General features: G+C 72.4%; 17 protein-coding genes. 8 read left to right on the top strand and 9 right to left on the bottom strand.

From position 1 onward, the window contains the following. Positions 1 to 266: 266 nt before the first annotated feature. Positions 267 to 776 (bottom strand): hypothetical protein, encoded by a 510-nt coding sequence (locus RM609_RS29970; protein WP_311614993.1) that lies wholly within the window; start codon positions 774 to 776, stop codon positions 267 to 269. A gap of 72 nt (positions 777 to 848) precedes the next feature. Then, complete coding sequence (locus RM609_RS29965) at positions 849 to 1,124, bottom strand: SH3 domain-containing protein (protein ID WP_438828570.1); 276 nt, start codon at positions 1,122 to 1,124, stop codon at positions 849 to 851. 116 nt (positions 1,125 to 1,240) lie between these two features. On the opposite strand from RM609_RS29965, the gene RM609_RS29960 reads away from it, so the two are divergent. After that, positions 1,241 to 3,424 carry a serine/threonine-protein kinase gene (locus tag RM609_RS29960; RefSeq protein ID WP_311615001.1) on the top strand — a complete coding sequence of 728 codons (2,184 nt, stop codon included), beginning with the start codon at positions 1,241 to 1,243 and terminating at the stop codon, positions 3,422 to 3,424. A 52-nt stretch (positions 3,425 to 3,476) separates the two neighbouring features. Here RM609_RS29960 and ilvD read toward each other — a convergent pair whose 3' ends face one another. From ilvD to RM609_RS29940, 4 genes are all read right to left on the bottom strand, one after another. Then, entirely contained in the window at positions 3,477 to 5,327 is a 1,851-nt protein-coding gene (gene ilvD, locus RM609_RS29955; RefSeq protein ID WP_311614989.1) for a dihydroxy-acid dehydratase, read from the bottom strand. Positions 5,328 to 5,460: 133 nt separating this feature from the next. Beyond that, the gene (locus tag RM609_RS29950; protein ID WP_311614987.1) at positions 5,461 to 6,138 is read right to left on the bottom strand and encodes a TetR/AcrR family transcriptional regulator; all 678 of its coding nucleotides are present in this window, start codon (positions 6,136 to 6,138) and stop codon (positions 5,461 to 5,463) included. Next, on the bottom strand, positions 6,135 to 6,959 hold the full coding sequence (locus RM609_RS29945; protein ID WP_311614985.1) for a sugar phosphate isomerase/epimerase family protein: 825 nt from the start codon (positions 6,957 to 6,959) through the stop codon (positions 6,135 to 6,137). Before RM609_RS29945 ends, RM609_RS29950 begins: the two co-directional genes overlap by 4 nt. Before the next feature lie 142 nt (positions 6,960 to 7,101). After that, complete coding sequence (locus RM609_RS29940; RefSeq protein WP_311614984.1) at positions 7,102 to 8,034, bottom strand: Ppx/GppA family phosphatase; 933 nt, start codon at positions 8,032 to 8,034, stop codon at positions 7,102 to 7,104. 171 nt (positions 8,035 to 8,205) lie between these two features. Here RM609_RS29940 and RM609_RS29935 point away from each other — a divergent pair, with 171 nt between their 5' ends. After that, positions 8,206 to 8,988, top strand: coding sequence for a DUF3109 family protein (locus RM609_RS29935; RefSeq protein ID WP_438828569.1), 783 nt, complete (start codon positions 8,206 to 8,208; stop codon positions 8,986 to 8,988). A gap of 82 nt (positions 8,989 to 9,070) precedes the next feature. On the opposite strand, the gene RM609_RS29930 is transcribed toward RM609_RS29935, so the two are convergent. Next, positions 9,071 to 10,735 (bottom strand): BACON domain-containing protein, encoded by a 1,665-nt coding sequence (locus tag RM609_RS29930; protein WP_311614981.1) that lies wholly within the window; start codon positions 10,733 to 10,735, stop codon positions 9,071 to 9,073. Positions 10,736 to 10,932: 197 nt separating this feature from the next. On the opposite strand from RM609_RS29930, the gene radA reads away from it, so the two are divergent. Beyond that, positions 10,933 to 12,372 (top strand): DNA repair protein RadA, encoded by a 1,440-nt coding sequence (gene radA / locus RM609_RS29925; RefSeq protein ID WP_311614979.1) that lies wholly within the window; start codon positions 10,933 to 10,935, stop codon positions 12,370 to 12,372. A 149-nt stretch (positions 12,373 to 12,521) separates the two neighbouring features. After that, a complete protein-coding gene (gene disA, locus RM609_RS29920; RefSeq protein WP_311614977.1) occupies positions 12,522 to 13,652 on the top strand; it encodes a DNA integrity scanning diadenylate cyclase DisA in 1,131 nt (376 codons plus the stop codon). A gap of 88 nt (positions 13,653 to 13,740) precedes the next feature. Here disA and RM609_RS29915 read toward each other — a convergent pair whose 3' ends face one another. After that, positions 13,741 to 14,517, bottom strand: a complete 777-nt coding sequence (locus tag RM609_RS29915; RefSeq protein ID WP_311614975.1) for a hypothetical protein — start codon at positions 14,515 to 14,517, stop codon at positions 13,741 to 13,743. 232 nt (positions 14,518 to 14,749) lie between these two features. Next, the gene (locus RM609_RS29910; RefSeq protein WP_311614973.1) at positions 14,750 to 15,283 is read right to left on the bottom strand and encodes a pyridoxamine 5'-phosphate oxidase; all 534 of its coding nucleotides are present in this window, start codon (positions 15,281 to 15,283) and stop codon (positions 14,750 to 14,752) included. Between the two features lie 141 nt (positions 15,284 to 15,424). Here RM609_RS29910 and RM609_RS29905 point away from each other — a divergent pair, with 141 nt between their 5' ends. The 4 genes from RM609_RS29905 (at position 15,425) to cseB (ending at position 18,538) form a co-directional block, all read left to right on the top strand. After that, positions 15,425 to 16,330 (top strand): HhH-GPD family protein, encoded by a 906-nt coding sequence (locus RM609_RS29905; protein ID WP_311614971.1) that lies wholly within the window; start codon positions 15,425 to 15,427, stop codon positions 16,328 to 16,330. A 294-nt stretch (positions 16,331 to 16,624) separates the two neighbouring features. Beyond that, the gene (locus tag RM609_RS29900; protein ID WP_126915368.1) at positions 16,625 to 17,176 is read left to right on the top strand and encodes a SigE family RNA polymerase sigma factor; all 552 of its coding nucleotides are present in this window, start codon (positions 16,625 to 16,627) and stop codon (positions 17,174 to 17,176) included. Beyond that, the gene (locus tag RM609_RS29895) at positions 17,164 to 17,820 is read left to right on the top strand and encodes a hypothetical protein (protein ID WP_311614969.1); all 657 of its coding nucleotides are present in this window, start codon (positions 17,164 to 17,166) and stop codon (positions 17,818 to 17,820) included. The genes RM609_RS29900 and RM609_RS29895 overlap by 13 nt, the downstream gene beginning before the upstream one ends. Before the next feature lie 7 nt (positions 17,821 to 17,827). Beyond that, entirely contained in the window at positions 17,828 to 18,538 is a 711-nt protein-coding gene (gene cseB, locus RM609_RS29890; RefSeq protein ID WP_311614968.1) for a two-component system response regulator CseB, read from the top strand. Positions 18,539 to 18,594: the final 56 nt, after the last annotated feature.

The raw sequence follows: 18,594 nt of genomic DNA, 5'->3' as shown, positions 1-18,594 counted from the left end.
AACCTTACCAGATCCGTTTTCCGTTCCGTTTCCGGTCTGGATTCCGTTTCCGGCCCCCTGTTGGAGCGGGGTTTCTCGCCTTTGCCTTGCGGCTTCCGGCGTGATCACTACTTTAGCGGATTTCCCCGGTGGCGCCTAATCGGCGCCCGATCCGAATTTCGGACACGCCGAAATTCATCCCGTTCAGGGAGTCATACAAGTAGTGGAGGTCGTCGCCTCTTCGTCCTGTCGGACTCCGTGGCAACTCGGAGAACTCTACACGAGGTTCAGGGGTGCTTGCGCCGCCCCTTGGGTGCCCGGCCCGCCGGGTTGCCCGTGCGGGTCGTACGGAGGCGTTCGTGGCGGGCGCGGGCCCGGTCGTACTCGGCGCGGTGGAGCTTCTCGCCCGGGGCCTCCACCAGGCTGCGGCAGAAGTAGGCGAGCAGGGTGCCCAGGAAGCCGATCATCATGAGGCTCTGCATCGAGCGTTCGGCCGCCGCGTCCACCGGGGCCTCCGGGCGGCGGACGAACCGCTCCCATGTGCGACGGAAAGCAAGGGCGCTACAGATGGCGAAGGCCACGACGACCATCGCGTTGATCAGGCCGCCCACCTTGGCGATGGCCAGGCCCTCGTATCCCAGGCGCAGGACGAACGCGCCCGCTGCCGCCGCGGCCAGGGAGCCCACGGCGACCCCGGCCCGGCGCAGTGCGTAGCCGCCGTCATGGTCGACCCAGGTCGTACCGAAGAACCTGATGGATTCGGGCTGGGGGCCGGCCGTCTCGTGCTCACCGCTCATACGTCGATTATGGGCATGCGTCGATTACGGGCATGCCGGTCGACGGTCAGAGCGGTCAGGCAGTCAGAGCGGTCAGCCCGAGCAGGCGACCGCCACATAGCCACTGCTGCCCGTCTTCACATACGCGTCGGACACGTACTGGCCCGGGGCGATGCAGTCCCACACGTCCGTGGTGCCGCACGGGCCGGAGACGGTCTCGCCGCGGGTCTGGCAGCGGATGGAGACGCTGGAGCCCTGCGGGAGGACCTTGACGAGTTCGCTGTCGGAGCTGGGGCCCCGGCGGACATTGACCTGATGGCCAGGAGCGATCGGGTAGTACGCCATGGTGCTCTCCCCCGTGAGGTGAATGACATGTGCAGGCTAGCAACGCACGGCTGCGCCTCCCCGGTAGCCCCTGCCCCATCGATTAGGCTCCGCAAGCCGCCGAAAGCGGTCGAATCACACGGGTGACACGGGGGTGGGACATGCCGCCGCTGCGCAGTACGGGGGCCGGGCCGGAAGCGGACGATCCGCAATACGCGGGCCGGTACCGGCTGGAAGGGCGCCTCGGCTCGGGTGGCATGGGCGTGGTGCACCTGGCGCGCTCGCCGTCGGGGCTGCGCATCGCCGTCAAGGTGGTGCACGCCGAATACGCGGTGGACCCCGAGTTCAGGGCGCGGTTCCGGCAGGAGGTCGCGGCGGCGCGACGGGTGAGCGGTGCGTTCACCGCGTCCGTCGTCGACGCCGATCCCGATGGTGAACGGCCTTGGATGGCCACCCTCTATATCCCCGGGCCCACGCTGTCCGAGCAGGTGAAGCGGAATGGGCCGCTGAGCCCCGACGAGGTGCGGCGGCTGGCGGCCGGGCTCGCGGAGGCGCTGCGCGACATCCACCGGGCGGGCGTGGTGCACCGGGATCTCAAGCCCAGCAATGTGCTGCTCGCCGAGGACGGTCCGAAGGTCATCGACTTCGGGATCTCGCGGCCGTACGACAGCGAGCTGCGCACCGAGACCGGCAAGCTGATCGGTACGCCGCCCTTCATGGCCCCGGAGCAGTTCCAGCGGCCGCGTGAGGTGGGGCCGGCGGCGGATGTGTTCGCGTTGGCGTCGTTGCTGGTGCACGCGGCGACGGGGCGGGGGCCGTTCGAGTCGGAGAGTCCGTACATCGTCGCGTACCAGGTCGTGCACGACGAGCCCGATCTGGCGGGTGTGCCGGACGATCTCGTACCGCTGATCCAGGCCTGCCTCGCGAAGGAGCCTGCGGACCGGCCGACGCCCGACGCGATCATGGCCATGCTGCCGACGCCGGAGCCCGGGCCGGTGACGACGTCGCCGGTTTCCGCGCGCGTTCCCGGGCGCGTCCCGGGGTCCGTCCCGGAGGCCGGCTCCCTCTCTCCCCCTTCTACGGACGGCGGCTCCCGCCCCCGGTCCCGTCGGCTGCTGTCGCTCCGTCGGGCCGCCGCTGCCACCGTGGCCGCCGTCGCACTGATAGCGGGCGGTGCCTGGGTGATGGAGGAGGTGGAGAGCCTCGGCAAGCAGCCGACGCCCAGCCGCCCCACCCCGGCGGGCTCCTCCTGGCGCCCGTGGGAGACGTCCGTACTCGCCGACCCCGCCGGGAACGGTGAGGTGCGGGCCGGGTTCTGTACGTTCGCGGACGGCGCCCTGTACTGCGCGGGGCGGGGCGTGCACGCGGCCCGTATAGACGCCGCGTCCGGCAAGGTCGCGTGGCGGCGGGCGACTCCAGGCGGCGACCGGCCCGGACCCGGTGTGAGCGGGGCGCGGGCGCCGAGGGTGTCCGGTGGGCTGGTGCACGCGTTGTCGCCGGACAAGCGGGTGCTGTCCGCGCTCGACCCGGCCACGGGTGAGCCACGCTGGACGCGCGATGTGTCCGCGTACGACGGACGCGTTTATTACGCGGGCGACACCGTACTGCTGGTCGCCGGGGACGGTGTGATCACGGCGGTCGACGGGGCGACGAACCGGGAGCGGTGGCGGCATGCGCTGCCCGGTGGGATCAAGCCCGTCTTCTCCTTCTACGGGCGTGACGCCATCGGCGTCGCTCTCGCACCCGACGGGCGGCACACGAACGTCGTCGGTGTCGACCCGGTGCGCGGTACGACGCTGTGGCGGTGGACGGCGGACGGTGCGCTGACGGCCGTCGGGACCGGGCCGAACGGCAGTGTTTATCTCAGCGAGACCAATACACGGACGCAGGTTTCCACTGTCGTCCGCTATGCCCCGGGGATCGGGCGGGAACGGCGGATACCGCTCCGTACGCCCCTGGACGCGACGAGCGTCATCGCGAAGGGCGACGTGGTGTACGTCCTGTCCTCGGACGGCGGGCTGACGGCGATCGGTACGGCGGAGCTGCCCGGGCGGCCCGCGGGTGAGCTGTGGCGGATGGAGACGTCCGTCGCCAACGCGTCGGCGCTGGTCGCCGATGACGACGGGCGCCGGCTGTACCTCTCCGCCGCCGACGGGCGACTGCTGGCCGTGGACACCGGGCAGGGGACGCTGCTCGGGCAGACGTCGCCGCGGTTGGCGCGAGCGGGGCGCGGGGTTCTGGAGCTGCTTCCGGAGCCGGTGGTGGCGGACGGGAAGGTATTTGGCGCGGCGCCGGACGGGACGGTGTTCGCGGTGAGTGAGCGGAACCCGGCGGGGTGGCGGTAGGGCGACACCCCGCCGGAGCGGGTGAAGGCAGGGGCGGGCCGCTGAGGGCCGATTACCCCAGCTTGCTGACGTCCCGCACCGCGCCCTTGTCCGCGCTCGTCGCCATCGCCGCGTAGGCGCGCAGGGCCGCCGAGACCTTGCGGTCGCGGTTCTTCGGCGCGTACGTGCCGCCGAGGGCCTCGCGGCGGGCCGCCAGCTCGTCCTCAGGCACGAGGAGTTCGATCGAGCGGGACGGGATGTCGATGCGGATGCGGTCGCCGTCGTGGACGAGGGCGATCGTGCCGCCCGAGGCGGCCTCGGGCGAGGCGTGGCCGATCGACAGCCCCGACGTACCGCCGGAGAAGCGGCCGTCCGTCACCAGGGCGCAGGCCTTGCCGAGGCCGCGGCCCTTGAGGAAGGACGTCGGGTAGAGCATCTCCTGCATGCCGGGGCCGCCGCGCGGGCCCTCGTAGCGGATGACGACGACGTCGCCCTCCTTGATGCCCTTGGACAGGATCTTCTCGACGGCCTCCTCCTGCGACTCGCAGACGACGGCCGGGCCCTCGAACGTCCAGATCGACTCGTCGACACCGGCGGTCTTCACGACACAGCCGTCGACGGCGAGGTTGCCCCTGAGGACCGCGAGGCCGCCGTCCTTGGAGTAGGCGTGCTCCGCGGAGCGGATGCAGCCGTTCTCGGCGTCGACGTCGAGGGACTCCCAGCGCTCGGACTGGGAGAAGGCGGTGGCGGAACGGACGCAGCCGGGCGCGGCGTGCCACATCTCGACCGCCTCGGCGGACGGGGAGCCGCCGCGGACGTCCCAGGTCTTGAGCCACTCGGCCAGTGAGGGCGCGTGCACGGTGTGGACGTCCTCGTTGAGCTGGCCGCCGCGCCAGAGCTCGCCGAGGATGGCGGGGATGCCGCCGGCGCGGTGGACGTCCTCCATGTAGTACGTGCCGCCGGGGGCGACGTTCGGGGCGACCTTGGCCAGGCAGGGGACGCGGCGCGAGACGGCGTCGATGTCCTTGAGGTCGTAGTCGAGCCCGGCCTCCTGGGCGGCGGCGAGCAGGTGGAGGATCGTGTTGGTGGAGCCGCCCATGGCGATGTCGAGGGCCATGGCGTTCTCGAAGGCGGCGCGGGTGGCGATGTTGCGCGGCAGGACGGACTCGTCGCCCTGGTCGTAGTAGCGCTTGGTGATCTCCACGACCGTGCGGCCGGCGTTCTCGTAGAGCGCCTTGCGGGCGGTGTGGGTGGCGAGCACGGAGCCGTTGCCCGGGAGGGAGAGGCCGATGGCCTCGGTGAGGCAGTTCATCGAGTTGGCGGTGAACATGCCGGAACACGAGCCGCAGGTCGGGCAGGCGTTCTCCTCGATGCGCAGGACGTCCTCGTCGGAGACGTTCTCGTTCACCGAGTCGACGATGGCGTTGATCAGGTCGAGCTTGCGGACCGTGCCGTCGACGAGCGTGGCCTGGCCGGCCTCCATGGGGCCGCCGGAGACGAAGACGACGGGGATGTTCAGGCGCAGCGCGGCCATGAGCATGCCCGGGGTGATCTTGTCGCAGTTGGAGATGCAGATCAGGGCGTCGGCGCAGTGGGCCTCGACCATGTACTCGACGGAGTCGGCGATCAGGTCGCGGGAGGGCAGCGAGTAGAGCATGCCCGCGTGGCCCATGGCGATGCCGTCGTCGACGGCGATGGTGTTGAACTCGCGCGGGATGCCGCCCGCCGCCTTGATCGCGTCGGAGACGATCCGGCCGACCGGCTGGAGGTGGGTGTGGCCGGGCACGAACTCCGTGAAGCTGTTCGCCACCGCGATGATCGGCTTGCCGAAGTCCTCGCGCGCTACGCCCGCGGCCCGCAGAAGGGCTCGGGCGCCCGCCATGTTGCGGCCGTGGGTGACAGTGCGGGACCTCAGCTCGGGCATCCTGCTCACTCCTTGTGTCTCGGACGTCCGAGCCTACGCCGCTCGTCCGCGAAGCGGACAGGGTTTCCGGGATGCGAGATGCCCCACGTGGTGCCCGACGTAACGCCCGGCGTGACGCCCGGCGTGATGCCGGTCAGCGTGCCGGGGCGCCCGTCATGTGGCGCTGGACCGCCGGGGCGACCATCGCCACGACCTGGTCGAGGTCCGTGGATGCCATCGGTTCGATCTTGATGACGTGGCGCAGCATGATCACGCCCACCAGGTGTGCCGCCGCCAGCTCGGACCGCAGCTGCGCGTCGGGGGCCTTCAGCTCGGCGGCGATGCGGGACATCAGCCGGGTGTACACCAGATCGCGGAAGACCGCGGCGGCCGCCTCGTTGGCCACGGCCGACCGCACGATCGCGAGCAGCGGCTCGCGGGTGACCGGGTCCTCCCACAGCCCGAGGACGAAGCGGGTCAGCCGCTCCCCCGCACTGTCCAGCGACCCCTGGACGACGACCGCCTGGGCGTCGAGGGCGGGCGCGAAGGCCGTCTCGACGGCGGCGGCGAAGATCTGTTCCTTCGGGCCGAAGTAGTGGTGGACGAGCGCGGGGTCGACGCCGGCGCCCCTGGCTATGCCGCGGATGGACGCCTTGTCGTAGCCGCGCTCGGCGAATTCGGCGCGGGCGGCGGTGAGGATGCGCTCACGCGCGCCGGGGCCGCCGCCCGCGTCCGTACGGGCGGGACGGCCGCGGCGGCGCGGGGCGGCGGCCGGGGGACGGTCCTGGCTCTCGTCCGGCTGGTCCTCGGTCGGCTGGTCCTCGCTCGTCACGGTCTCGGCACCCCCGTCGGGGAGGCGAGGTGGAGGCGGGTGTACGCCAGGGCCTCGGCCAGGTCCGCTTCCCGCTCGGCGGCGGACATGGCCCGGCGGGTGTTGACCTCGATCACGACATGCCCGTCGAACCCACTCGTCGCCAGGCGCTCCAGCACCTCGGCGCAGGGCTGCTTGCCGCGTCCGGGGACGAGGTGCTCGTCCTTCGCGGAGCCGTTGCCGTCGGCGAGGTGGATGTGGGCGAGCCGGTCGCCCATCCGGTCGATCATCTCAAGGGCGTCCGTGCGGGCCGTCGACGTGTGCGACAGGTCGACCGTGAAGTGGCGGTAGTCGTCCTTGGTGACGTCCCAGTCGGGCGCGTAGGCGAGCATCTCGCGGTCGCGGTAGCGCCAGGGGTACATGTTCTCGACGGCGAACCGGACGTCGGTCTCGCCCGCCATGCGCCACAGCCCCTGGACGAAGTCCCGCGCGTAGGAGCGCTGCCAGCGGAACGGCGGGTGGACGACGACGGTGCTCGCGCCCAGCTTCTCCGCCGCCGCGCGGGCGCGCTGGAGCTTGACCCACGGGTCGGTCGACCAGACGCGCTGGGTGATCAGCAGACAGGGGGCGTGGACGGCCAGGATGGGTACCTGGTGGTAGTCGGACAGGCGACGCAACGCGTCGATGTCCTGGCTGACCGGGTCGGTCCACACCATGACCTCGACACCGTCGTAACCCAGCCGGGCGGCGATCTCGAAGGCCGTCGCCGTCGACTCGGGGTAGACCGATGCCGTGGACAGCGCGACCTTCGCATCCGGAATGCGCACCACTGGCTCTGTCACGAGGGACAGCGTATGCCCGCCCCTCCGGCGGCGGGCAGGTGGTTCCGTACGACGGGTACGTCGGGTACGTCGGGTACGTCACGGTGGGCCCTGAGCGGTCCGCCCGGTGGGGCGGACCAAGCCGCCCCACCGGGTGGTCCGCTCAGGTCGTGGGCAGGTGGTCCAGCCGGCGCAGGATCACGCCCTCGCGCAGCGCCCACGGGCAGATCTCGACCTCCTCCACGCCGAACAGCTCCAGCGCCGCCTCCGCCACGAGCGCGCCCGCGAGCAGTTGCCGCGCGCGTCCCTCGGAGACGCCGGGGAGCCTGGTGCGCTGGCCGGAGTTCATCGTGGCCAGCTTGGGCACCCACTCCTCCAGGGCCTTCCGGCTGAGCGTGCGCTGGGTGTACAGCCCCTCGGTGGAGCGGGCCGCGCCCGCGATCCGGGCGAGCTGTTTGAAGGTCTTGGAGGTGGCGACGGCGTGGTCGGGCGGGCCGAGGCGGGCGAAGTCGCCGACGGTACGGGCGATCTCCGTGCGTACATGGCGGCGGAGCGCCCGTACGTCCGAGGAGTCGGGCGGGTCACCGGGGAGCCAGCCCTTGGTGAGGCGGCCGGCGCCGAGGGGGAGGGACGCTGCCGCGTCGGGCTCCTCGTCGAGGCCGAAGGCGATCTCCAGGGAGCCGCCGCCGATGTCGAGGACAAGGAGCTTTCCGGACGACCAGCCGAACCAGCGGCGGGTGGCGAGGAAGGTGAGCCGGGCCTCCTCCGCGCCGGTGAGGACGGGCAGTGTGACACCGGTCTCCCGCTGGACGCGGGTGAGGACGGCGTCGGCGTTGGAGGCCTCGCGGACGGCCGAGGTGGCGAAGGGGAGCACTTCCTCGACGCCCTTGTCCTCGGCGGCCTGGAGCGCCTCCTGGATCACGCCGATGAGCCGCTCTATCCCGGCGTCGGTGATCGCGCCGGAGTCGTCCAGCAGCTCGGCGAGGCGCAGCTCGGTCTTGTGGGAGTGGGCGGGGAGCGGGCGGGCACCGGGGTGCGCGTCGACCACCAGCAGGTGGACCGTATTCGAACCCACGTCGAGGACACCGAGTCTCATGGCCTGAACGCTACTGCGGTGGCCGAGGGCACTTAGGCTTGAGGGGTGGCGAAGACGAAGAAGGCCAAACCGGACAAAGAGCGGGAAAGAGCCTCCAGCAAGCAGGTCAACGGCTCCGGGAGCTCCGGTGACTCCGGGAGCTCCGGCAAGAAGGACAAGCTCGGGTCCAAAGTGGTGAAGGCCGCCAAGGCGGCCCCGGTGCCCGACGAGGTCGGGCTCGACTTCGCCCGTGCCTGGGTCGAGTTCCCCGACCCGGCCGACGAGGAACAAGTCTTCCGCTGCGATCTGACCTGGCTGACCTCCCGCTGGACGTGCGTCTTCGGCGACGGCTGCCAGGGCATCCGGGAAGGACGCGCCGCCGACGGCTGCTGCACGCTGGGCGCGCACTTCTCGGACGAGGAGGACGAGCAGCGGGTCGCCGAGCACGTGGCGCGGCTCACGCCGGAGATGTGGCAGTTCCACGAGGTGGGTGCCGACTCCGGGTGGACGCAGGTCGACGAGGACGGGGAGCGGCAGACCCGGCGCTGGAAGGGCTCCTGCATCTTCCAGAACCGGCCCGGCTTCGCGGGCGGCGCGGGCTGCTCGCTGCACATCCTGGCGCTGCGGGAGGGCCGCGAGCCGCTGGAGACGAAACCGGACGTGTGCTGGCAGCTGCCGGTGCGGCGTACGTACGACTGGATCGACCGGCCGGACGACACGCAGGTGCTCCAGGTGTCGATCGGCGAGTACGACCGTCGGGGCTGGGGCGCGGGCGGGCACGACCTGCACTGGTGGTGCACGTCGGCGCGGTCCGCGCACGTGGGTGCGGATCCGGTGTACGTGTCGTACCGGGCGGAGCTGGTGGAGCTGATGGGTGAGCGGGGGTATGCGCGGCTGGTGAAGCTGTGCGAGGAGCGGATGGCTTCGCTGCTGCCGATGGCTCCGCATCCGGCGGACGACCGGCCCGGGGCCTGAGCGGGGCCGCTTGCGGGTGCGGGCCGGCGGGTGGGTTTGTGCCCACCCGTTCCGCCCCGCGGAACGATTGCCCACAAACCGGTTAGTGCGTCGGCGGTGGCGTCGTGGGCGGGTAGGTCGATTGGCTCGGCGTCGGGGTCGGAGTCGGGCGGAGGGTGCCGCAGCCTTCGATGGTGACGACCGTGCCGCCCGGGGCGATGGCCACACGGGCGCTCCAGGGGCCCGTGGGCTCCCGGCTGTGGTCGACGAGCACCGTGACCGTCACGGACTGCCCCGGACGCAGCACTCCCCCGGGCTGGCTCAGCCGTAGCCAGGGCGCCCCGGCGGACATCGACCAGCTGACCGGTTCGCCGCCGTCGGCGGTGAGCGTGATGAGCGTGGCCGTGCCGCTGGGCTGCGCCTCGACCGTCAGCCGACCGGGTCCGGCGGGGCGGGCGGCCTGGGTGTGCCTCGGCGCGACGGCGGCCGGGGGTGTGGGGCCGGCGGACCGCGTGGCCGGGGTGGGGCTGCCGTCCGGGCCGAGGACGGCCACGGAGACGTCCGGGAAGCGGTGGCCGAGGTGCCCCGGAGTGCCGTTGACGCGCCGGGTGGGGCCCGCCGGGGCGGTCGCCCCGTACGGATCCGCGTACGTGCCCTCGTACAGGCCCTCGTGGGGGCTGCCGCCCAGGCTGTCGGTCTCGGTGGCGGACACCGGGGCGGCGCCCGTGCCCTCGCCGAGCGGGGTGCCCCGGTAGGCGGCCCACAGGGCGAGGATGGGCGCGGCGACGACCGTGGCGACGACGGTGGTGGTCACGGCCCGGCTGCGCAGCCTGCTGCGGCGGGCGGCGCGGTCCTTGGGGGTGAGGGGGAAGCCACCGCGGTCGAAGCGCGGGGCGCCGGCGCGCTGCCCGCTCGCGCGTCGGCGCGGGGGGCGTGCGTCCAGGGCGCGACGCATCGCGGCGTGCGCGGCGGCGCGGGGAGCGCGGAGGACGGGCAGGGCGGCGGCCGGTGACACGGCCGTACCGGGCCAGGGCTCGCCCGCGACGGCCCGCTCGGCGGTACGGCGGCAGTCGGCGCACTCGTCGACGTGGCGGACGAGCTCGCGCCGGAGCGCGGCGCCCAGCAGCACTTCCCGGTCGCCCACGAAGCGGGTGACCACCGGGCAGCGGCCCGACTCGACGACGGCGAGCGCGGTGCGGGTGCGCTCGACCTCGCAGGCGGCGCTGGAGAGCAGGACGCGCGCCGCGTCGAGGTCCAGGCGGAGCACGGCGGCGACCTCATGGGGGGCGAGCCCGTGGCGTACGGCCAGTTCCAGGGCCTCGCGCTGCTCGGCGGTGGTGCCGGCGGCCTCGGGCCAGGCGAGCAGGGCCAGTTCCGCGCGGGCGCCCGCGTCGGGGACGGGCGGCGGGTCGCCGGGGCCGCGCTCGGCGAGCCTGCGCAGGCACTCCCAGCGGGCGAGGGCGTACAGCCAGGCGCGGTGCGCCTCCTCGGCGGCGGGGGCGCGGTCGGCGCGGCGCTCGGCGAGCGCCAGGGTCTCGCCGAGGGCGGCGACGGCGGACCCGTGGTCGCACAGCACGGACAGGCAGTAGGTGAACAGACCGTCGAGGTGCGGGCTGTTCTGGAGGCCTTCCGCGGGGCCTTCCTCGGCATGCTCAGTGTGCTCGGTGGTGCTCTCGACGACCTGGGGCTGGGCCGCGCGCGGCGCACTGCTGGGTGCGCGGTGCGCGCCGGTGGCATGCGTGGGGGGCTCGGGCCTGCTCGTCATCATCCCGGCGACGGTAGGCCGGTGCCGCGTCCACGTCCGCCCTGCCGACAGAGGTTTAGCCCATACGGGTGACCCTCTCCCTCAAAGGGGGACAGGAGCCCTACATTCCGCCCCGATTGGCCGAGCTCGGGACAGGGCGGTACGTACTGGCGGACGACGTCACGGCGGCGCTGTCAGTGGCCACCGCTACCGTGTTCCGCATGGCTGCCCGTACCTCTCGCTCGTCCGCCAAGGACCGGCCCTCCTACCGCTGCACCGAGTGCGGCTGGACCACTGCCAAGTGGCTCGGCCGCTGCCCCGAGTGCCAGGCGTGGGGCACCGTCGAGGAGTTCGGCGGCGCGCCCGCCGTGCGGACGACCGCGCCCGGCAGGGTGACCACCGCCGCGGTGCCCATCGCCCAGGTCGACGGCCGTCAGGCCACCGCGCGCGGCACGGGCGTCCCCGAGCTGGACCGGGTGCTCGGCGGCGGTCTGGTGCCCGGCGCGGTGGTGCTGCTCGCGGGCGAGCCCGGTGTCGGCAAGTCGACCCTGCTGCTGGACGTGGCGGCCAAGGCGGCCTCCGAGGAGCACCGCACGCTCTATGTGACGGGCGAGGAGTCGGCGAGCCAGGTCCGGATGCGCGCCGACCGCATCGGCGCGCTGTCCGATCATCTCTACCTCGCCGCCGAGACCGATCTGTCCGCCGTCCTCGGGCATCTCGACTCGGTCAAGCCGTCGCTGCTGATCATGGACTCCGTGCAGACCGTGGCCTCCCCGGAGATCGACGGGGCGCCCGGTGGCATGGCCCAGGTCCGCGAGGTCGCCGGCGCCCTCATCCGGGCCTCCAAGGAGCGCGGCATGGCCACGCTCCTGGTCGGCCATGTCACCAAGGACGGCGCCATCGCGGGCCCCCGCCTGCTGGAGCACCTGGTCGACGTCGTCCTGTCCTTCGAGGGCGACCGGCACGCGCGGCTGCGCCTGGTGCGGGGCGTGAAGAACCGCTACGGCGCCACGGACGAGGTCGGCTGCTTCGAGCTGCACGACGAGGGCATCACGGGCCTCGCCGATCCCAGTGGTCTCTTCCTCACCCGGCGTGCCGAGCCCGTGCCGGGCACCTGTCTGACGGTGACGCTCGAGGGCCGCCGCCCGCTGGTGGCCGAGGTGCAGGCGCTGACCGTCGACTCCCAGATCCCCTCCCCGCGCCGCACGACCTCGGGTCTGGAGACCTCGCGCGTGTCGATGATGCTCGCCGTGCTGGAGCAGCGCGGCCGCATCAGCGCCCTCGGCAAGCGCGACATCTACAGCGCCACGGTGGGCGGTGTGAAGCTCTCCGAGCCCGCCGCCGACCTGGCCGTGGCGCTCGCCCTGGCCAGCGCCGCCAGCGACACCCCCCTGCCGAAGAACCTGGTGGCCATCGGCGAGGTGGGCCTGGCGGGCGAGGTCCGAAGGGTCACGGGTGTGCAGCGGCGACTGGCCGAGGCGGCCAGGCTCGGCTTCACCCACGCCCTCGTGCCCGCCGATCCGGGCAAGGTGCCCAGCGGGATGAAGGTGCTGGAGGTCTCGGACATAGGCGAAGCCCTCCGGGTGCTGCCCAAGCGCCCCCGCCGGGAGCCCGCCAAGGGGGCGGACCGGGAGGCGAGCCAGAGGACCACTCCCGAATAGGCTGGGCGCCAGTAGACTTTCCCTGGTCCCGCCCGCACGTACGCTCCGCCGCACACCACAGCGCGCGACGCGCACGGCGTGCACGACGGCGCGTACGCGACAGCAGGGCGGCCACGCGGCACCGTTGACCTTGCGACCGGAGGAGTGCAGTGGCAGCCAACGACCGGGCATCGGGCCCCGGCAAGTCCGGAGGCGCCTCCGGTGGCTCCGGGGTCGACGGGCTGATGCGCACGCTGAGCGCCGTCGCGCCCGGCACGGCCCTGCGAGACGGCCTGGAGCGCGTTCTCCGCGGCAACACCGGCGGGCTCATCGTCCTCGGCATGGACAAGACCGTCGAGGCGATGTGCACCGGCGGATTCGTCCTCGACGTGGAGTTCACGGCCACCCGCCTGCGCGAGCTGTGCAAGCTGGACGGCGCGCTGATCATCGACAAGGACGTCAGCAAGATCGTCCGGGCGGGCGTCCAGCTCTACCCCGACGCGTCGATCCCCACCGAGGAGACCGGCACCCGCCACCGCACCGCGCAGCGCGTCTCCATCCAGTCGGGCTTCCCCGTGGTCTCCGTCAGCCAGTCGATGCGGCTGATCGCCCTGTACGTGGGCGGGGAGCGCCGCGTCCTGGAGGAGTCCAACACGATCCTCTCCCGCGCCAACCAGGCACTGGCCACCCTGGAGCGCTACAAGCTCCGCCTGGACGAGGTGGCGGGCACCCTGTCCGCCCTGGAGATCGAGGACCTGGTCACCGTCCGGGACGTCACCGCCGTCTCCCAGCGGCTGGAGATGGTCCGCCGCATCGCCACGGAGATCGCGGAGTACGTGGTCGAGCTCGGCACCGACGGCCGACTGCTCTCCCTCCAGCTCGACGAGCTGATCGCGGGCGTCGAGCCCGAACGGGAGCTGGTCGTGCGGGACTACGTCCCCGAGCCGACCGCCAAGCGCACCCGTACGGTCCCCGAGGCCCTCTCCGAGCTGGACGCCCTCTCCCACGCCGAGCTCCTCGAACTGCCCATCGTCGCCCGCGCCCTGGGCTACAGCGGCTCCCCCGAGACGCTGGACTCCGCCGTCTCGCCGCGCGGCTACCGGCTGCTGGCGAAGGTGCCCCGGCTGCCGGGCGCCATCATCGAGCGGCTCGTGGACCACTTCGGCGGGCTCCAGAAGCTTCTCGCTGCCAGCGTGGACGACCTGCAAACGGTCGACGGCGTCGGTGAGGCCCGGGCCCGGTCGGTGCGCGAGGGGCTCTCGCGGCTGGCGGAGTCGTCGATTCTGGAGCGGTACGTCTAGCTCCGCTGGTTGAGCGGTTACGCGGCTGCGGGTCCGCTGTGGCCGGTCGCGCAGTTCCCCGCGCCCCTTACGGGGCGCATCCGTCCGCTCAGGCCTTCTCCAGGGCGAACTCCGTGCGGTCGGTGACTCCGGCGATCTTCACCTCGACCCGGTAGGTCCCCGCCGCCGCGGCCGAGGAGCCGGAGGGCGTGGCGCACTGCGGGGCGCTGCGCCTGCGGTCCCACTCCACGGTGCGCTTGGTCTCGCCGGAGCCCGGCACCTCGAAGAGCACCGCTCCCGTGCCCCGGGGGCAGTCGCCGGAGTTCCAGACGTGCTCCTCGCCCTTGTCGTCGGTGATGACGAACGTGGCGGCGGTCGCCCCGAAGTTCACCTTGCAGGCGCTGCCGCCGGAGTTCTTCACGACGAGTTCGAACTTGGGCTTCTCGTCCGGTCGGTAGGAGTCCTTGACGCTGCGCACGCTCAGCCGCACCGAACCCGGTGTGCAGTCGGGCAGGCTCGACCCGGCCGCCACCGGCTTGCTGTCGCCGGTCACCGCCAGCCCGGGGCCACCGCCGAAGCCGCCGGCCGCACCGGCCGCGCCGTTCGCCCCGCCCGCGCCACCGGCCGCCCCGGAGCCGCCGCCGCTCCCGGCACGGTCACCGGAGCCGCCACCACCGCCGGTGGATCCACCGCCGCCCGAATCGCCGCGTCCGCCCGGTCGTTGACCGATGTGCGGCCCCGATGGCGTCGGGCCGGGAGTGATCGTGGCGTCCGCCGACGGCGCCTGGCCGTTCTTGGCTCCCTCGCTCTGGTCGCCCTCGGAGCCGCCGCCGTCACCCCCCATGGCAAGGAACCAGATGACGACCAGCACCAGAAGTCCGAGCATGCCAAGCGCAACTCCCCTCCGCCGCCAGTAGATGGAGGAAGGAAGCGGCCCGATCGGATTGCGCAGAGATCCCACGCGAAAACTCTACGAGAGATCGGCCGGGGGACCAGCCAGTACCCGCCGTAGGAGTGCCTGCTTTTCCCATCATCTGCCCGCGACCGGGGCTGTGGTGACGGTCCGCCCGGTCATCGGCACGGTCCGCGAGCATTCGTACGGCTCGCCGGAAGGCTCGTCAGATGGTCTGTTCCCACTCGGTCTTGTGCCCGAACCCCCGGCCGTTGTCGACCAGCCGCAGCCAGTCCGGGCGCAGCTCCCACAGACCGGTGCGCTCCATCGCCTGCCGCAGCCGGTCGGTCCGCTCCACGTACGGGAAGCGCGCGCTGTACGCGTGCCAGGCGGCCTCGCGGTCGGCGCCTTCCAGGAGGCGGCAGGCTCCACGGCCCTGGATGCCGGTGAGCGAGGTCCAGTCCTGTCCGTCGCGCTGTGCGGTGAAGGCGACACGGCCGTCGCCGGCGAGCAGGGCGCGGCCGTGACGGGTGGTGCCGGAGGTGACGAAGAGAAGCGACGGAACGGGCTCACCGAACTCACCACTGGTCGCATGTACCGCGTAGAGCACGGCGCACGCCTGCGGACCGTCCTCGTCCACATAGGCCAGGGTCAGGGTCGTGTGCGCGTCGAGAGCGTCCCTGATCTCTACGGGGATCTTGACGGGGATCTCGACGGGCGGCGTGAGCGGCGTGTGCGGACGGTCTGTCGGGTCGGTCATGGGATCAGCCTAGGAAGTCGCGGGCGGGGCCGGTCGGCGGTGGTGGCGCTCACCCGATCGGGGCGGCCGGGGGCGCACGTGGCCGACGCGGGCCCCAGCCGTTTCGCCGCTCCGCCCGGGCGTGCCAGGATCGGAAGTGACATGACTGCGATGCCTGCCACCACGCCTCAGACGTCCACCCTGTTGCACGCCCCGGTGATCGACTGGTTCTCCGTGCACGCCCGTGATCTGCCCTGGCGCCGCCCGGAGGCCGGGCCGTGGGGGGTGATGGTCAGCGAGTTCATGCTCCAGCAGACCCCCGTGAGCCGGGTACTGCCGGTGTACGAGCAGTGGCTGGCCCGCTGGCCGCGCCCGGCCGATCTGGCGGCCGAGCCGCCCGGCGAGGCGGTGCGCGCCTGGGGACGGCTGGGCTATCCGCGCCGGGCGCTGCGGCTGCACGCCGCCGCCTCGGCGATCACCGAGCGGCACGGCGGCGAGGTGCCGAGCGATCACGCCAAGCTGCTGGCACTGCCGGGTGTCGGCGAGTACACGGCGGCCGCCGTGGCGTCCTTCGCCTACGGGCAGCGCCACGCGGTCCTCGACACCAACGTCCGCCGGGTCTTCGCGCGGGCGGTGACCGGCACCCAGTACCCGCCGAACGCCACGACCGCCGCCGAGCGCCGGCTCGCCCGCGCCCTGCTGCCCGAGCAGGAGCCGGTGGCCGCCCGCTGGGCCGCGGCCACGATGGAGCTGGGCGCGCTGGTCTGCACGGCCCGTACGCCCTCCTGTAACAGTTGCCCGATCGCCGCCGAGTGCGCGTGGCTGGCCGCCGGGTCGCCCGCGCACGACGGGCCGCCGCGCCGGGGCCAGACGTACGCGGGCACGGACCGGCAGGTGCGCGGCAAGCTGCTGGCGGTGCTGCGCGAGGCGATCGCGCCGGTGCCGCAGGCCGCGCTGGACGCGGTGTGGCACGAGCCGGTGCAGCGGGCGCGGGCGCTGGACGGGCTCGTGGCCGACGGCCTCGTCGAGCCGCTGACGGACGGGCGCTACCGGCTGCCGCTGACGTAACGGCCACGCGTACGGCACGGCTGCGCGCACAGCCGTACGCACAGTCGTACGCACAGCCGTCATACAGCGGTCACAAAGCCATCGTCGTGAGCCGCCCCCGCCTTGCTTCCGAAACGGACAGAGCCGGTCTTTCTTTGATCTATTCCTCCGGCTGTTACACAACCTATGGATAGCTGTGCACCAGCCGACGGGCTCTCGCACATCGCGCCGCAACAGCTCCTCCGTAGCGTCCTACCCGTGCTGGAGGACCACCAGCGTGGCGCGGGGAACGCGAGTGGATTGGAGGCTGCGGTTATGGCGGGCAGCAGCGGCAAGGTGCTGGACTTCGAGGAGTACGTGCGCAACCGTCAGGACGCCCTCCTGCGCAGTGCCCGGCGTCTCGTCCCGGACCCCATCGACGCGCAGGACCTGCTCCAGACCGCGCTCGTGCGCACCTACGGCCGCTGGGACGGGATAGCGGACAAGTCGCTGGCCGACGCCTACCTCCGTCGCGTCATGATCAACACTCGTACGGAGTGGTGGCGCGCCCGCAAGCTCGACGAGGTGCCCACCGAGCAGCTCCCCGACGCCAGCGTCGAGGACGGCACCGAGCAGCACGCCGACCGCGCGCTGCTGATGGACATCCTCGGGGTCCTCGCGCCCAAGCAGCGCAGCGTCGTCGTTTTGCGACACTGGGAGCAGATGAGTACCGAGGAGACCGCGGAGGCGCTCGGTATGTCGACCGGGACGGTCAAGAGCACGCTGCACCGCGCGCTGGCCCGGCTTCGTCAGGAACTGGAGAGCCGGGACCTGGACTTCCACGCCCTCGAGCGCGTCGATCGGGGGCAGGAACGGTGCGCCGCCTGAAGCGCGCGGCCGGCTTCGGGCCGGCCATGATCACCGGTGGAGCGGTCACTGCGATGGCCGCTGCCGCCGGTCTTCTGCTTGCCGGCTGCGGGACGAGCAGCGACGGGGTGCGCAAGGAGGGGCCGGCGCAGAACCAGCCCGCCGCGAAGGCGGCCACGCGTACGCCCGCGTCGTCGACCGCGACCCCGGCCCAGAAGGTCGACGCGATCAAGCTGATCAAGGCCGATCCCAAGGTCAGCGATCAGATCAAGAAGAACCTCAAGCCCTGCGTCAAGGACCAGTACCCGGTCGACGTCACCTACGGCCAGCTGACCGGAAGCGACCGTACCGATGTCGTGGTGAACGTGCTGACGTGCGGGGATTCCCTCGGTATCGGCTCGTATGTGTACCGTCCCAAGGGGGACTCGTACGAGAATGTGTTCACGGTCGAGCAGTCGCCCGTGTACGCGGACATCGACCGCCGGGATCTCACGATCACCAAGCAGGTCTACGCTCCGGGTGACGCGGTCTGCTGCCCCTCGGGGGTCGACGTCCTGACGTACCACTGGTCGGACGGCACGTTCCATGAGACCGGCCGTACCCACACCGACTACAACAAGGTCGGCAACACCGGCAAGGTGCCGAGTGAAGGATCGGAGGGCTGAGAGCGGCGTGGCCGATACGCATGTGCTTTTCGTCGAGGACGACGACGTCATCCGCGAGGCGACGCAGCTGGCTCTGGAGCGCGACGGCTTCATGGTGACGGCGGTGCCGGACGGACTGCTGGGGCTGGAGAGCTTCCGGGCCAAGCAGCCGGACATCGCCCTGCTCGATGTGATGGTTCCGGGCCTGGACGGGGTCAGCCTGTGCCGCCGGATCCGTGACGAGTCCACCGTCCCCGTGATCATGCTTTCGGCGCGTGCCGACTCCATCGACGTCGTGCTGGGCCTGGAGGCCGGCGCCGACGACTATGTGACCAAGCCCTTCGACGGCGCCGTGCTCGTCGCCCGCATCCGGGCCGTGCTGCGCCGCTTCGGGCACGCCAGCGGCGCCGCCGGGGGCAACGGCGCGGCCGAGGAGCCCCAGGGCATCGAGGGCGGGGTGCTGCGCTTCGGCGACCTGGAGGTCGACACGGAGGGCATGGAGGTCCGCAAGGCGGGCACGCCCGTCGCCCTGACCCCCACGGAGATGCGGCTGCTGCTGGAGTTCTCCGCCTCGCCCGGCACGGTCCTCTCCCGCGACCGGCTGCTGGAGCGCGTGTGGGACTACGGCTGGGGCGGCGACACCCGGGTCGTGGACGTCCATGTGCAGCGGCTGCGCGGCAAGATCGGCCAGGACCGCATCGAGACGGTCCGTGGCTTCGGCTACAAGCTCCGGGGCTGAGGCCCCGATGATCGTCCCGGCGGTCGTCCCGGTGACTGTCCCGACGGTCGTCCCGG

The sequence above is a fragment of the Streptomyces hesseae genome (assembly GCF_031845785.1).
GTDB classification, from domain to species: domain Bacteria; phylum Actinomycetota; class Actinomycetes; order Streptomycetales; family Streptomycetaceae; genus Streptomyces; species Streptomyces hesseae.
This window is presented reverse-complemented; position numbering and strand designations above follow the sequence as displayed.